The following is a 15,339-nucleotide window of genomic DNA, read 5'->3' as shown; positions in this document are numbered from 1 at the left end:
CGCGCCGTGGTCAGACGGCGTGCAAACCGTGGGACGTGAAGATCTCACGGACGTGCGCGACGGTCTCGGGGGACGGCGGTTCGACGTCCGCCATCGGGTCGTCGAGGCCGAGCGCCTCGTACTTGGCGGTGGCCAGCCGATGCATCGGCAGGACGTCGACGCGTTCCACGCAGCCGAGCGACGCGGCGAACCCGGCCACTCCCTCGACGACGTCGTCACGGTCGGTGTGCCCCGGGACGACCACGAACCGCAGCCAGGTGCGCTGCCCGCGGGCGGCCAGCCGGCGGGCGAACGCGAGCGTCGGCGCGAGCCGCCCACCGGTCAGCTCGGCGTAGGACGGCGAACCCCACGACTTGATGTCGAGCAACACCAGGTCGACCTGGTCGAGCAACGCGTCGGACGCGAGGTGGCCGACCGAGCCGGCGGTGTCGAGCGCGGTGTGCAGCCCCCGTTCCCGGCAGCCGCGAAGGACCGCCTCGACGAAGGCAGGCTGCAGCAGCGGCTCCCCACCCGAGAGGGTCACGCCGCCTCCTGCCACGTCGATGAACCGGCGGTAGCGGTCGATGCGGGCGAGCAGGTCCTCGGCGGTGGTGGGCGTTCCCGACCGCCGGGACCACGTGTCGGGGTTGTGGCAGTAGAGACAGCGCAGCGGGCAGCCGGCCAGGAAGGCCACGAACCGCGTCCCGGGGCCGTCGACGTTGGTCGAGACGTCCCAGGAGTGGACGGCGCCGGACACGGTGTCCGGCGCCGCCGCGAGCGCCAGGGCGGCGCTCATCGGTCGTGGAAGGTGCGATGGACCACGTCGAGCTGCTGCTCACGGGTCAGCCGGACGAAGTTGACCGCGTAGCCCGAGACCCGCACCGTCAGCTGCGGGTAGCGCTCCGGGTGGTCCATCGCGTCGAGCAGCGTGTCGCGGTCGAGGACGTTGACGTTCATGTGGAAGCCACCGGCGTCGACGTACCCGTCGAGGATCCCGACCAGTGAGTCGATGCGCTCCTCCCGGCTGCGTCCGAGGCTCCCCGGCGTCAGCGACGCGGTCCAGGACAGACCGTCCTCGGCGTGCGCGAAGGGCAGCTTCGCCAGCGACAGCGCCGCGGGGACCACGCCGTGCCGGTCGCGGCCGTTCATCGGGTTGGCGCCCGGGGCGAACGGTTCCCCGGCGCGTCGGCCGTCGGGCGTGTTCCCGGTGGCCTTGCCGTAGACGACGTTGGAGGTGATGGTGAGCACCGACTGGGTCGGGGTCGCGTCGCGATAGGTCGGCTGCGCCCGCAGCTTGGCCATGAACCGGGCGACGAGGTCGCTGGCGATCGCGTCGACCCGGTCGTCGTCGTTGCCGAAGGCGGGGTACTCGCCGTGGACGCGGTAGTCGACGGCCAGGCCGCTCTCGTCGCGGACCACCTCGACGCGCGCGAAGCGGATCGCCGACAGCGCGTCGGCCACGACCGACAGCCCGGCGATGCCGCACGCCATGGTCCGCACGACGTCGGTGTCGTGCAGCGCCATCTCGAGCCGCTCGTAGGCGTACTTGTCGTGCATGTAGTGGATGATGTTGAGCGCCTCGACGTAGGTCTCGGCCAGCCAGTCCAGCATCGGGTCGAAGGCGGCCATCACCTCGCCGTACGTGAGCACGTCGGACGTGATCGGTGCGCTGGGCGGCGTGACCTGCTCGCCGGTCAGCTCGTCGCGACCGCCGTTGACGGCGTACAGCAGCGCCTTGGCGAGGTTCACGCGGGCACCGAAGAACTGCATCTGCTTGCCGACCGGCGCGGCCGAGACGCAGCAGGCGATCGCGGTGTCGTCACCGAAACGGGGACGCAGCAGCTCGTCGGACTCGTACTGGATCGAGCTGGTGTCGATCGACACCTGAGCGCAGAACCGACGGAAGCCGACCGGCAGGTCCGGCGACCACAGCACGGTGAGGTTCGGCTCGGGTGCCGGGCCGAGGTTGTAGAGCGTCTGCAGGTAGCGGAAACTCGTGCGGGTCACCAGCGGGCGCCCGTCCGTCGCGATCCCGCCGAGCGACTCGGTGACCCAGGTCGGGTCGCCGGAGAACAGCTCGTCGTAGGCCGGGGTCCGCAGGAAACGCACGATCCGCAGCTTCATGACCAGGTCGTCGACCAGTTCCTGCGCCTGCTGTTCGTCGATCCGCCCGGCCGCGAGGTCGCGCTGCAGGAAGACGTCGAGGAACGTGGAGGTGCGCCCGAGCGACATCGCGGCGCCGTTCTGCTCCTTCACCGCGGCGAGGTAGGCCAGGTAGAGCCACTGCACGCCCTCGTGGGCGGTCTCGGCCGGTCGACGGACGTCACAGCCGTAGCCGGCGGCCATCGCGACCAGCTCGTCGAGCGCCCGGATCTGCTCCGCGACCTCCTCACGCAGGCGGATGACCGCCTCGGTGGACGGGCGCCGGTCGAGCGCGAGCTTGTCGGTGCGCTTGGCCTCGATCAGCCGGTCGACGCCGTAGAGCGCCACCCGCCGGTAGTCACCGATGATCCGTCCGCGGCCGTAGGCGTCGGGCAGGCCGGTGACCAGGTGGGCACGACGAGCGGCCAGCACCCGCTGGGTGTAGGCGTCGAACACCCCGTCGTTGTGGGTCTTGCGGTGACGGCGGAAGAACTCGGCGACGTCCGGGTCGAGCCGGAAGCCGTACGCCTCGCACCCCTGCTCGACCATCCGCAGGCCGCCGTAGGGCATGATCGCCCGCTTGAGCGGCGCGTCGGTCTGCAACCCGACGACGAGTTCGAGGTCGCGGTCGACGTAGCCGGGCTCGTGCGCGGTGATGCCGGCCGGCGTGGCCGTGTCGACGTCGAGCACCCCGCCGCGTTCGCGTTCCTCGAGGAGCAGTTCGGCCAACTCCTTCCACAGCCGGGTGGTGCGCTCGGTCGGGCCGGCGAGGAACGCCGCGTCGCCCGTGTAGGGCGTGACGTTGTCGCGTACGAACGCGGCGACGTCGATGGACTGCCGCCAGGCCCGGCCGACGAAGCCGTGCCAGGCGGAGGGGGTGGGGACGGGCGTCGACATCTGGGCGGTCCTCTGCGGTGGGGAGGCTGTTCCCAGTGTCGGACCGTCAGCACCGTGGCGGTGCTGCCGTCGGTCCCGACTTCGCGGACCGACCGGCCCTACGAGGTCCCGCGCCGGCCGACGAGCAGGCCACGCCCCATGCCGAGCCCCGCCACCTCGTCGCGCCACTCCCCGACCAGTCCGGCCCGCTCCACCGCCGCGACATAGCGCTCGGCCGTGAACAGCGGCATCCGATGGGTCTCCTCCGCGGTGGCGACCCCACCGGCGGTCGCGACCGCCCACGCGAACTGCAGGACCAGGACGTCCCCGTCGCGGTGGGAGCTGGCCGCCCTCGCGACCACGCCGTCGGCGTTCTCGGCCGTCACCAGGTCGCGCACGCCCTCGTCGCGGACCCGTTCGGGCGTCAGCCACGGTTCCACCAGCAGGCTGCCCCCGGGGGCGACGTGGCGCGCCATCGCCACCACCGCGGCGTCCAGCTCGTCGGCGTCGGCGACGTGACCGATGGAGGAGAACAGACACGTCACGACATCGAAGGTGCGTGCGAGGTCGAAGGCACGCAGGTCGCCCTCGACCAGCGGGACCTCGCGGGTGAGGCGGCTGGCGGCGACCGCCAGCATCTCGGGCGAGCCGTCGAGGCCTGCCAGCTCCCCGACCTCGTCGGCGAAGACCGCCAGGTGCCGGCCGGTGCCGCAGGCGACGTCGAGCAGGCTGCCCACCTCACGCCCGTCCTCGCGTGCGACGCCGAGCAGGGCCTGCGCCTCGGCGCGGTAGTCCTTGCCGCGGGCGTCGTAGAGCGCGTCGTACCAGGCGGCGAGGTCGTGGTAGCCGACCGCGTCGTCGAGGGATCGCACGCGCCCGCCGCTCATCCGGCGGCCGCCTCGGCGCGCCGCTCGGCCACCTCGGCCGTGATCTCGTCCACGAAGGCGTCGAGCGCCACGTCCTTGCGCTGCTCGCCCCGGTAGGGCCGCACGGCGACCGTCCGCGCCTCGCGCTCGGCACCACCGACCACCAACGCGTAGGGCACCTTCGAGGTCTGTGCCCGACGGATCTTGGCGCCCAGCGTGTCGTCGGTGAGGTCGACCTCCACCCGCAGGTCGCGGGCCCGCAGGGCGTCGGCGACCTCGCCCGCGTAACCGTCGAACTCGTCGGCGATGGGAACGACCGTGGCCTGCACGGGCGCGAGCCAGGTCGGGAACGCGCCGTTGAACGACTCGACCATGACGCTGAAGAACCGCTCGATCGACCCGAACAGGGCCCGGTGCACCATGTAGGGCCGGTGCTTGGCACCGTCGTCACCGACGTAGGTGATGTCGAAGCGCTCCGGCAGGTTGAAGTCGACCTGCACGGTGGTCAGCTGCCATTCCCGGCCGATCGCATCACGGGCGTGGATGTCGATCTTGGGTCCGTAGAACGCCCCCTCGCCGGGGTCGATCTCGTAGTCGAGCCCGGTCTGCTTCACCGCCTCGATGAGTGCCTGCTCAGCGGCCTCCCACGAGTCGTCGTGGCCGGCGATGGACTTCTCCGGGCGGGTGGAGATCGCGACCCGCGACGGCTCGCCGAGCCCGAAGGCACGATAGAGGTCCCGGGCGAACTCGACGCAGGCGGCCACCTCGTCGACGACCTGGTCGGGTCGGCAGAAGATGTGGCTGTCGTCCTGGGTGAAGCCGCGGGCCCGCAGCATCCCGTTGACCACGCCGGAGCGTTCGTAGCGGTACACGGTGCCGAGCTCCGAGATCCGCACCGGCAGCTCACGGTAGGAACGGGTCCGCGACGTGAACGCCAGGATGTGGAACGGGCAGTTCATCGGCTTGAGCCGGTACGCCGCCCCGCCGGCGTCGTCGAGCTCCATGCCCGGGTACATCAGCTCGCCGTAGTTCTCCAGGTGCCCCGAGATCCGCCAGAGGTCCTCCTTGGCGATGTGGGGCGTGTAGACCGGCTGGTAGCCGCGACGCAGGGTCTCGTCGCGGATCCAGTCCTCCATCTGCTTGCGCACGATGGCACCGTGGGGCAGGAAGATCGACAGGCCCGGCCCGAGCTCGTCCGGGAAGTGCACCAGCTCGAGCTCACGGCCGAGCTTGCGGTGGTCGCGCTTCCTGGCCTCCTCGAGCAGTTGCAGGTGCTTGGTCAGGGCCTTCTTCGACTCCCAGGCGGTGCCGTAGATGCGCTGCAGCATCGGCTGGTCCTCACGCCCCCGCCAGTAGGCACCGGCCGAACGCAGCAGCTTGAAGGCCGGGATGCGGTCGGTCGAGGGCACGTGGGGACCACGGCACAGGTCGGACCAGGCCACCGACTCGTCCGGTCGCACGTTGCGGTAGACGGTGAAGGTCGGTTCGCCGCCCTCGCCGATCTCCGGCGCGTCGGGGGCCTCGACCGGGGTGGTGATCGTGCCGTCGCCGACGAGCTCGATGATCTCGGTCTTGTAGGGCTGCTCGGCGAACTCCTCGAGGGCGTCCTCCCGGGCGACCTCCTCGCGCACGAAGCGCTGCTTCTCCTGGAGCAGCTCGGCCATCCGCGCCTCGATCTTGTCGAGGTCCTCCGGCGTGAACGGCCGCTCGACGTCGAAGTCGTAGTAGAAGCCGTTCTCGATCGGCGGGCCGATCGCCCACTTGGCGTTCGGGAACAGGTCGGTGACGGCCTGCGCCATCACGTGGGCGGTCGAGTGCCGCAGGATCGCCCGACCTTCCTCCGAGTCGGCGAGGATGCCCTCCAACTCGGCACCGTCGGGCACCTCGCGGTCGAGGTCCCACGGCTGGGGCGGTCGGGAGCCGACCGTGACGCGGGCGGCGACGATCTGGCCGCGGACGGCCTCGAGGGCCTTGAGGGCCTGGATGGCGGTCGCGCCGGCATCGAGTTCGGTGGTCGCGTCGCCGTGGCGCACGGTGATGGTCGAGGTCACTACGGGTCTCCTCTGGCTCGAGCGAAGCGTACTCGCCGACCGTGTCGCGCACGGCCGGCGGCAGCTCACCCGTCCGGCACCGCGGGCGCGCCCGCCGGCGACATCGGGCGCGCCCGCTGGCGACGGCTCCTAGGGTGCCTCCCGCCGATCGTCGTTTCCCGCAGGAGCCGCTCGTGGACGTCCACTTCGCCGCCCGCTGTCTCGCCGCCACGCGCATCGGGCTGGGCCTCGCCCTCTTCCTCGCACCGGAGCGTGCCGCCCGCGGCTGGATCGGCGACGACGCCGGGAGCAACGGCGCGGCGACCGCGGTCCGGGCCCTGGGCGCGCGCGACGTCGCGCTCGGTGTCGGCATGCTGGCCGCCATCGGCGACGACCACACCGATCTGCGCCGTTGGGTGGAGGCGGGCATCGTCGCCGACCTCGCCGACGGTGCCGCGACCCTCCTCGGAGGGCGCACGGACCGCACGCGCGGCCTGGTCGTGGTGATGGCCGCGTCAGGAGCCGCGTTCGGCGGCTGGTTGCGCCGCCGCCTCGGCTGACGGACGTCGGGCCACGGGTCGGGCACGATCCGACGCCCCTTCGACCGGGGCACGGCGGGCCGAGGGGACCGCGGAGCCCGGACCCTGCCGACCTACGTTCGTCGTCGGCGGAGGTCCGAACGTGTCCGCGGAGCCCGAGGCGCCGCCCCGAGCGCCCGGTCGGGGCGCCTGGCGGCGCCGTCTCCTGCTCACGGTCGCCGTCGTGGCCGGGCTCGGACTCCTCGCCGCTGCCCTCGTCGGGGTGGCGTTCTGGCGCGTCCACGCGACGACGGTCATCCCGGCCGCCGACGAGCTGGCGATCCCGGACCCCACCGTCGTGCTCGACCGCGACGGTGCGATCGTCCAGACGCTCGAACCTGCCGCCGTGCGGGCCAACGTCGATCTCGAGGAGCTGCCCGCCCACGTGCCCCAGGCCGTGCTCGCCGCCGAGGACCGCGGGTTCTACGAACACCAGGGCTTCTCCACGCGCGGCATCGTCCGCGCGTTGTGGACCAACGTGACGCGAGGTGAGCGCGCGCAGGGTGGCTCCACCATCACCCAGCAGTACGTGGCGATGGCGGTCGCCGAGATCGACGACAGCTATGCCGGCAAGTTCCGCGAGGTGGCCGTCGCCACCCGCCTCGAACGCGAGCTCGACAAGGACGCCATCCTCGAGATGTACCTGAACGCGGTGCCCTTCGGTCGCACCGCCTACGGCGTCGAGGCCGCCGCCCAGACCTACTTCGACGTCCCCGCCACCGAACTCGACGTGGAGCAGGCGGCGGTGCTGGCCGGGATGATCGCCGCGCCGACGGCCTTCGATCCGGCGGACAACCCGTCCGGAGCGGCCGCGCGACGCGACTTCGTCCTCGACGGCATGGTCGCCACGGGCGCGCTGACGGCGGACGAGGCCGACCGGCACCTGGGTACGGACCTGCCCGAGTTGCGCACGGCTCCCCTGTTCGCCTACGGCCCCGAGGCCTACTACCTCGACGCCGTGCGCGACGCGATCCCCCGACTCCTGGGCGAGGGCCGGGACCTCGGGTCCGGACTGGTCGTGCACACCACGCTGGACCGACGCGCGCAACGGCTCGCGCACGAGACCGTCGCCCAGCACCTCGAGGACACCGGGCACACCGGCGCGGTCGTGACGGTCGAGGCCGCCACCGGTGCCGTGCGGGCGCTGCTCGGTGGGCGGGACTACGCGACCCAGCAGTTCAACGTGGCACTGCGTGGCGAGCGCCAGATCGGCTCCGCGTTCAAGACCTTCACGCTGGCCGAGCTGGTCGCGCGCGGCTACGACCCCGACCGCACCGTCATCGACGCACCCGAGGAGCTGGTCGTCGAGCAGCCCGGTCAGGACGACGCCACGGTGGGCAACTACAGCGGCCGCGGCCACGGCGAGGTGGACCTGCGGCAGGCGACCGTCGAGTCGATCAACACCGCCTACGTCCGCCTGAGCGAGGAACTCGGCCACGAGTCGGTCGCCCAGCGTGCCGAGCAACTCGGGCTCCGTGAGGACCTCCCGGCGTATCCGAGTTTGACCCTGGGCAGCGTCGGCTCGAGTCCCCTGCGGCTCGCGGGGGCCTACGCGACCCTGGCCGCGCAGGGCGTGCGCACCTCGCCGTACACCGTCGAGCGCATCGAGACCCACGAGGGCGAGGTCCTCTACGAGCACGAGCCGGACACCGAGGAGGTGCTCGACGGCAACGCCGTCGCCGTGGTCACCGACGTGCTGCGCGACGTCGTGACCCGCGGCACGGGAACGGCCGCCGCCATCGATCGCCCCGTCGCCGGGAAGACCGGCACCACCAACCGCAACGTCGACGCCTGGTTCGCCGGGTACACCCCGCGGCACGCGACCGTGGTGTGGGTCGGCAACGAGGACAACTCCCCCATGCCGGGTGTGACGGGAGGCTCGCTCCCGGCGACGATGTGGTCGGACTACATGGCCGCCTACACCGAGCCCTTCGAGGTCGAGGACTTCCCGACGCCGGATCCTTCCCTGCTCGACGAGTGGGAACCGGTCGAGGAGGACAACCTCCCGCCACCACCCGCACCCGCACCCGCACCCGAACCGGCTCCGGAGCCGGAGCCGGAGCCCGCACCCGAACCGGAACCCGAACCGGAGCCCGCACCCGCGCCCGAACCGGAGCCCGAGCCGGAGCCGGAGCCCGAGCCGGAGCCGGAGCCGGAGCCCGAGCCGGAGCCGGAGCCCGAGCCGGAGCCCGAGCCGGAGCCGGAGCCGGAGCCGGAGCCGGAACCCGACGGTAACGGCGACGGAGACGGAGACGGCGGCGGCGACGGAGACGGCGACGGAGACGGAGACGGCGGCGGCGACGGCGGAGACGGCGGAGACGAAGGCAACGCCAACCAGGCCGACAGCGACGACCCCGACGGCGACAGTGACGGCGAGGTCAACGACGCCACCGGCAGTGAGACCGACGGTGACGCCGGCAGCGAGACCGACGGCGATGGAGACCCTGACGGCACCGGCGACCCCGACGGCAACGGCGACGGTGACGGTGACGGTGACGGTGACGGTGACGGTGACGGTGACGGTGACGGTGACGGTGACGGTGACGGTGACGGTGACGGTGACGGTGACGGTGACGGTGACTGACCGTGCTCCAGCGTGCGCGCTGTCGGGCCCAAGCACGCCGGGAGCTGCGACCGGCCTCGTGCGTCCGGGCAGATGACCCGGTCACCCGGCCAGGTGACCGACCGGAGCGAATGGGCCAGATGCCAGCGTGCGTCCACATCGTCCGGGTCCACCGGCGCGATCGCTGCGATGCAGTCTGAGGAAACGCAAAGACACCGGGAGCTTCCATGTCCACATCGTCCACCGCATCCCCGCCCGACGGCGGTCTCCGAGAGGACATCGACGAGACCCGTGCCGATCTCGGCGCGACCGTCGAGGAACTGCGCACCCGTGCGCAGCCGAGTGAAGTACGGCGTCGCGCCGTTGCCGGCATGCGACGACGACTGCACGACCTGCGCGTGCAGACCATGGGCACGCCGGACGGGCCGTCCAGCGACGACGGTCCCCTGCGTCCGGTTGCCGATGCCGTCCGCGAGCATCCCGTTGCCACGGGCGTCATCGTCGTCGCCGCCGGAGCGGTCTTCGGCACGCTCCGCGCGGCCATCCGGGAGCGACCCGCCGCTCCCGCGGCCCTGGCCTCGCCGCCGACCCGGCCGTCGGACACCGGGTACGGCACCGGGGCACCCGAGGGCGCGCGAACGATCGAGCTGGGAACCGCCGCACGCACCGCGGGACCGGGCGCCGGCGGGGACGTTGCCGCCACGCAGACGCACACGCCCCGACCTGCCGCAGAGATCGGCGGCCTGCTCGGCTCGGCCCGGGCGGCCCTCGAGCGCGGAGAGCGCGACCGCGACGAGCGAGCGCGGGACCGCGACGTCGAGGACCGCGACGCCGGGGAGCGCGACGGCACCGATCTGCCGCGACCCCGTGGGGACGACACCCGTGGGGACGAGGCCTCGCACGGCGGGAACGTGCCCGACAGGCTGACGACGCCGGTCGCCGACGAGACGCCCGTCGCCCACGAGACACCCGTCGCCCACGAGACGCCCGTCGCCCACGAGACGCCTGTCGCCGACGAGACGCCGGTGGCCGAGACCCCGGTCGCCGACGAGGCACAGGACCAGGACGGCGACGTCGACGACGTGCGCGACGCCGGCGAGCGCCCCAACCGCGGCGACCTCAAGGCCGACTGGGTCGCCTACGCCATCCGGCACGGGCTCGACCGCGAAGACGCGGAGTCGCTGACCAAGGACGAGTTGATCGACCGGTTCGACGACTCGACGGCCGGCACCACCGCCAGCACGTCCGCCGACCCGGATCGGCCGCCCCGGCTCACCGATCTCAAGCCCGACTGGGTCGACCACGCCGTTGCCCGGGGCATGGAACGCGACGAGGCCGAACGCCTGACCAAGGCCGAACTCGTCGACCGTTTCGGCGGTCGTCCCAACCGCAGCGACCTCAAGAGCGACTGGGTCGACTTCGCCGTCCACCAGGGCCACGAGCGCGACGACGCCGAGGCGCGCACCAAGGACGAACTGATCGACCGCTACGGGGACGAGGACGACGCCCGCGCCGTGACCGACGGCGGCGAGCGAGACACGGACGGCTCCGGCAGCCAGCGCCGGAACCCCGAGGTGCCGCCCCGCCTCGACGACCTGAAGGGCGAGTGGGTCGACCACGCCGTCGCCCGCGGGCTCGACCGCGACGAGGCACAACGCCTGACCAAGGCCGAGCTGATCGAACGCTACGCCGGTCGTCCCAACCGCAACGACCGCAAGTCCGACTGGGTCGACTTCGCCGTCCACCAGGGCCACGAGCGCGACGACGCCGAGGCGCTCACCAAGGACGAACTGGTCGACCGCTACGGCTGAGGAGACCGGCGCGGGCGGTGCCGGACGTCACGGCTCACCGCCCGCCGACAGGTCGAACGCGAACACCCCGCCGGTTCCTGCGTCTCGCAGGCCGGCGGGGTGTCGTCGTCCGGGTGGGCACGGGAGGTATCGAACCTCCGACCTCTGCCGTGTGAAGGCAGCGCTCTCCCACTGAGCTACGTGCCCCTGGGCGGCGCGCAACGTACCGCCGCGGACGCCCGGAGGCCAACCGGGGTCACGCCGGCGCGCGCACGGTCAGCTCGAAGGCCCCGTCCCGCCAGACGACATCACCGTCGTGCGCCCGCGCGTACGCACGGGCGATCGCCAGCCCGAGTCCCGAGCCGCCCCGGTCGTCGAGCGACACGAACCGGTCGAACACCGCCTCCTCGGTCCCGGGCTCCAACCCGGGACCGTCGTCGCGGATGCGCAGCCGCGCACCGTCCGGCGACGGTCGCAGTTCGACCTCGATCGTGGCGCGGGCGTGTCGGCGGGCGTTGTCGAGCAGGTTCGCCACGGACTCACGCAGCCCGTTGGCGTCCAGCGGTACCACGAGGGTGTCCGGCGCGTGGAGGTCGATCGCGAGCGAGGGCGCCAGACCCCGCTGCCGCTCGATCTCCTCACTGAGCAGCGGCACCAGGTCCGTGTCCAGCCGGGGCGGGTCCTCCCCGCGGTCGAGGTGGGCCATGCGTAGCAGCGCGTCGAGCAGCCGGCCGGTACGCGCCGACTCGCGGGCCAGGTTGCCGACCAGGGTGTCCTGCTCCGCCGGCGACGGGCTGTGCAGCAGGGCCTCGCTGGCCGCCCGCAGCCCGGCGACCGGGGTCCGCAGCTGGTGGGCGGCGTCCGCGAGGAACCGTCGACTGCGCACTTCCGCCTCGCGGGCGGTCTGCAACGCGCGTTCCTGGGCGTCGAGCATCTCGTCGAACGCGCTGGCGAGCCGACCGATCTCCGTACGCGGGTCACCGGGTCCCAGGCGCGCGCCGGTGCGCCCGCGGGTGATGGCCCGGGCCGTCTCCACCATGTCGTCGAGCGGCCGCAGCACCCGGTGCGCGAACACCCCGAGCAGCACCAGCGCGGTGAGCACGGCCACGAGCGAGCCCGCGAGGATCGCGAACCGGACCCGCTGGAGGGCCCCGTCCCCACCGGTGGCACGGACGAGGACCTCGACCCGCGAACCGTCCTCGAGCTCGACCACCTCGCTCATGCCCGGATCCGCGACGACCTCCGGGCGGGACACCAGTCGCTCCCCCTGCGGCGTGTCGATCACCGCGGGGACCGAACGCCGCAGCAGCACCTCGTGCAGTTCGGACCCGGGGATCCCGTCGAGCTCCTCCACCAGGGCCACCCGGGCAGCCAGTGCCCGGGCCATCGAACCCTGCAACTCCTCGCGCAACGTCAGGGACATCGCGATGTCGCTGGCGAGGATCACGATGGCGACGATGGTGAGCGTGAACAGCACCAGCCGGTGCCGCAGCGAGCGCAGCAGCATCAGCCGCGCAGGACGTAACCGACACCGCGGACGGTGTGGATCAGCCGGGTCCCCTGTGCCTCGAGCTTGCGACGCAGTGCGCTGATGTGGACCTCGACGAGGTTCTCGTCGTAGCTCTCGAAGCCCCATACCAGCGCCAGCAGCCGGCTCTTGGACACGACCGTGCCGATGTTGCGCCCCAGCGTGATCAGCAGGTCGAACTCGGTCCGCGTCAGCTCGACCGGGACACCGTCGCGCACCGCGGTGCGTGCCGCCTCGTCGACGACGAGGTCGTCGATCTGCCAGGCCTGTGACTCCAGCCGACCCGCACGCCGCAGCAACGCCTGCACGCGTGCCAGTAGCTCGGGGGTCGAGAACGGCTTGGTGACGTAGTCGTCACCCCCCGCCTCGAAGCCGGCGAGCCGGTCCCCCTCGTCGCCGAGTGCGGTGACGAAGATGATCGGCGCGTCCCCGCGGGCGCGGATGGTCCGTGCCAGCTCCAACCCGTCGGGCCCGCCGGGGAGGCGCACGTCGAGGATGGCGAGATCCGGCCGGAAGGCGTCGACCTGGTCGGTTCCCTGCGCGCCGTCGGCCGCAGCGACCACCTCGTAGCCCTCGCCGCGGAGGGCCACGGCAACGGACTCGCGCAGGGTCGTGTCGTCCTCGACCAGCAGGATGCGGGGTGGTGAAGTCATGCGAGCATGGTAGGCCGCCGCCCTTCCATCGGCCGGCAGGCGGCACCACGCGCGGTGACTTGACGCGTATGGCACGCTGTCCGCACCAGAGGAAGGAGGTGGTCCGTTTGGATAGCAGTAGTTCTTACGGGACCCTGGAGGTGCACGGCCGCTAGGTCGTCGCTGGTTCGTCCGGCGGAATCCAACCGATGCACCGCCACTTGAGCGCCGGTCGGGAACTCGTCCCGCCTGACGTTTCCGGGGCTGGTCGTCCAGCCTGCGGAAGCGGTGCCAGAGGTTCCACCAGCAGGAGAGGGGCGCGCCGAACGGCGCGCCCCTCTTCGCCTGCCTGTGCGCGCGTGTCACCGACCTCCCCGGCACGACTCACGTGGCCCGGCGGCCGGGACGCCGGGCGTCCCCCGCCCGTTCCTCGGCCGATAGGCTCCGCCCGCCCTGTACCCAGCGAACGCGAGGCACCTGGTCGTGGCCGAGTCGTCGTCGCGCGCCGCGGCACGTCGGGACCTGCCGACGCCCTTGCGCGCGCTGCTGGTCGTCGCGCTGCTGTACGCGTTCCTGGCGGGTGTCGGCCTGCTCGAATCGGGGATCGCCGCGCTCGGCGACGGCTTCCAGGAGGGCCTGCTCACCAACGTGGCCAACCCGGTCTCCGGGCTGTTCGCCGGGATCCTGTTCACCGTCCTGGTGCAGTCGTCGTCGGTGTCGACCTCGACCATCGTGGGCCTGGTGGGGGCCGGCACGCTGTCCGTGCCGCTCGCGGTGCCGATGATCATGGGTGCCAACATCGGCACGACGGTCACGAACACGCTGGCGTCGCTGGGCAACATCCGTCGCTCCGACGAGTTCCGCCGCGGCTTCGCCGGGGCGACGATGCACGACTTCTTCAACGTGCTCGCGGTGGCGGTGCTGCTGCCGATCGAGCTCGCCACCGGGTTCCTCGCCGAGACGGCCGAGTGGCTCACCGTGCGCCTGCGCGGGACCGAGGTGGCCGAGGTCGGCACCAGTCCGATCCGTACCGCGGTCAAGTTCCCGGTGGAGCTGGTCGAGGGGCTCTTCGACGGTGATCCGCTGGGTGGCCGTTTCGCCGGCGTGATCTACCTCACGCTCGGGCTCGCGCTCATCTTCCTCGCGCTCGGGCTCATCACGCGGAACATGCGCGAGCTGGTGGCCGGCGGCGTCGAGCGGGCCATGAACCGGCTCGTCGGCCGTGGTGGTGGCGCCATGGGCATCCTGGTGGGCATCGCGGTCACGGTCGCCGTGCAGTCCTCCACGATCACCACCTCGATCCTGGTGCCGTTGGTGGCCGCCGGGATCCTCACCCTGCCCAACGCCTATCCGATCACGCTGGGCGCGAACGTCGGGACGACCATCACCGCGCTGCTCGCATCGCTGGCCGTCCTTCGGCCCGAGGGCCTCACGATCGCGCTCGTGCACACGCTGTTCAACCTGCTCGCACTCGCGGTCGTCTACCCGGTGCCCAAGCTGAGGCTCGTGCCGGTGCGACTCGCCGAGCGGCTCGCCGACCTGGCCGTACGCCGCCGCTCGGTCGTGTTCGGCTACGTCCTGGGCCTGTTCCTCGTCGTACCACTGTTGGGCGTCTTCCTGATCCCGTAGTGACCTCGCCCGTCCAGACCCAAGGGGGTTCCCATGCCGTTCGGCTTCCTGCGTGACGACGGCACCGACCGGCTCGACCGGATCGAGGCCACGCTGCAGCGGATGTTCGCCGACGACCGTCACGCGTTCGACCTCGCGATGTCGGCGCTGCTCGGCGGCGCAGCGCCGCACAGCGTCGGCGCCGAGTTGCGCGCGACCGACCACCGCGTCAACGAGGCGGAGCGGGAGATCCGCCGGGAACTGGTCGTCCATGCCAGCGTCCACGGGGGAATCGACACGCCGGCGATCCTGATCTACATGTCGATCGTCAAGGACGTCGAGCGCATCGGCGACTACGCCAAGAACCTCTACGACCTGGCGGCCGACGGCGCCCGGCTCGACACCGCCGGAGACATCGACGAGCTCAACGAGCTGCGCTTCGAGGTGTCCCGGCTGGTCTCCGACGCCGGCGACGTGTTCGGTGCCCGCGACACCGAACGCGCCCGGGACGTGCTGATGCGGGGCGACCAACTGCTCGACGACTGCGACGACCGGGTCTCGGCGTTGGTGCGTGGCGAGGACCAGTCCCCCGGTGCGGTCGCCCGGGCGCTGATGTTCCGCTATCTCAAGCGCATCGTCGCCCACCTGATGAACGTGCTGTCCGCGGTGGTGGTCCCCGTCGACCGCCTGGACTACTTCGACGAGGACCCCGAGGACCGCACCTGACCGGTCGCCGCCGCGGCTCCG

The 15,339-nt window shown here is 72.2% G+C and carries 11 protein-coding genes and 1 tRNA gene; 5 read left to right on the top strand and 7 right to left on the bottom strand.

What is annotated here, in order from left to right; all coding sequences use genetic code 11:
* Positions 1–10 precede the first annotated feature (10 nt).
* The 4 genes from pflA to thrS all read right to left on the bottom strand — a co-directional run bounded on the left by pflA (position 11) and on the right by thrS (position 5,914).
* On the bottom strand, positions 11–775 hold the full coding sequence (pflA, locus tag ELR47_RS08690) for a pyruvate formate-lyase-activating protein (protein ID WP_130649543.1): 765 nt from the start codon (positions 773–775) through the stop codon (positions 11–13).
* Positions 772–3,018: a formate C-acetyltransferase gene (gene pflB, locus ELR47_RS08685; RefSeq protein ID WP_130649542.1), complete on the bottom strand. Its 2,247-nt coding sequence runs from the start codon at positions 3,016–3,018 to the stop codon at positions 772–774. The genes pflA and pflB overlap by 4 nt, the downstream gene beginning before the upstream one ends.
* Before the next feature lie 98 nt (positions 3,019–3,116).
* Positions 3,117–3,869 (bottom strand): class I SAM-dependent methyltransferase, encoded by a 753-nt coding sequence (locus tag ELR47_RS08680; RefSeq protein ID WP_165403956.1) that lies wholly within the window; start codon positions 3,867–3,869, stop codon positions 3,117–3,119.
* A gap of 11 nt (positions 3,870–3,880) precedes the next feature.
* Positions 3,881–5,914: a threonine--tRNA ligase gene (gene thrS, locus ELR47_RS08675; RefSeq protein ID WP_130649540.1), complete on the bottom strand. Its 2,034-nt coding sequence runs from the start codon at positions 5,912–5,914 to the stop codon at positions 3,881–3,883.
* Positions 5,915–6,087: 173 nt separating this feature from the next.
* On the opposite strand from thrS, the gene ELR47_RS08670 reads away from it, so the two are divergent.
* The 3 genes from ELR47_RS08670 to ELR47_RS08660 all read left to right on the top strand — a co-directional run bounded on the left by ELR47_RS08670 (position 6,088) and on the right by ELR47_RS08660 (position 10,845).
* Positions 6,088–6,453 carry a DUF4267 domain-containing protein gene (locus ELR47_RS08670; RefSeq protein WP_130649539.1) on the top strand — a complete coding sequence of 122 codons (366 nt, stop codon included), beginning with the start codon at positions 6,088–6,090 and terminating at the stop codon, positions 6,451–6,453.
* A 121-nt stretch (positions 6,454–6,574) separates the two neighbouring features.
* On the top strand, positions 6,575–9,055 hold the full coding sequence (locus ELR47_RS08665) for a transglycosylase domain-containing protein (RefSeq protein WP_130649538.1): 2,481 nt from the start codon (positions 6,575–6,577) through the stop codon (positions 9,053–9,055).
* Between the two features lie 206 nt (positions 9,056–9,261).
* Positions 9,262–10,845, top strand: coding sequence for a DUF3618 domain-containing protein (locus ELR47_RS08660; protein ID WP_130649537.1), 1,584 nt, complete (start codon positions 9,262–9,264; stop codon positions 10,843–10,845).
* Between the two features lie 114 nt (positions 10,846–10,959).
* On the opposite strand, the gene ELR47_RS08655 is transcribed toward ELR47_RS08660, so the two are convergent.
* From ELR47_RS08655 to ELR47_RS08645, 3 genes are all read right to left on the bottom strand, one after another.
* Positions 10,960–11,031, bottom strand: a tRNA-Val gene (locus tag ELR47_RS08655).
* Positions 11,032–11,080: 49 nt separating this feature from the next.
* Complete coding sequence (locus ELR47_RS08650; RefSeq protein ID WP_130649536.1) at positions 11,081–12,331, bottom strand: HAMP domain-containing sensor histidine kinase; 1,251 nt, start codon at positions 12,329–12,331, stop codon at positions 11,081–11,083.
* A complete protein-coding gene (locus ELR47_RS08645) occupies positions 12,331–13,005 on the bottom strand; it encodes a response regulator transcription factor (RefSeq protein WP_130649535.1) in 675 nt (224 codons plus the stop codon). Before ELR47_RS08645 ends, ELR47_RS08650 begins: the two co-directional genes overlap by 1 nt.
* Before the next feature lie 462 nt (positions 13,006–13,467).
* Here ELR47_RS08645 and ELR47_RS08640 point away from each other — a divergent pair, with 462 nt between their 5' ends.
* Positions 13,468–14,613, top strand: a complete 1,146-nt coding sequence (locus ELR47_RS08640) for a Na/Pi symporter (protein WP_205745526.1) — start codon at positions 13,468–13,470, stop codon at positions 14,611–14,613.
* A 33-nt stretch (positions 14,614–14,646) separates the two neighbouring features.
* Positions 14,647–15,318: a PhoU domain-containing protein gene (locus ELR47_RS08635; protein ID WP_130649534.1), complete on the top strand. Its 672-nt coding sequence runs from the start codon at positions 14,647–14,649 to the stop codon at positions 15,316–15,318.
* Positions 15,319–15,339 lie beyond the last annotated feature (21 nt).

It is taken from the genome of Egicoccus halophilus, assembly GCF_004300825.1.
Taxonomy (GTDB): domain Bacteria; phylum Actinomycetota; class Nitriliruptoria; order Nitriliruptorales; family Nitriliruptoraceae; genus Egicoccus; species Egicoccus halophilus.
This window is presented reverse-complemented; position numbering and strand designations above follow the sequence as displayed.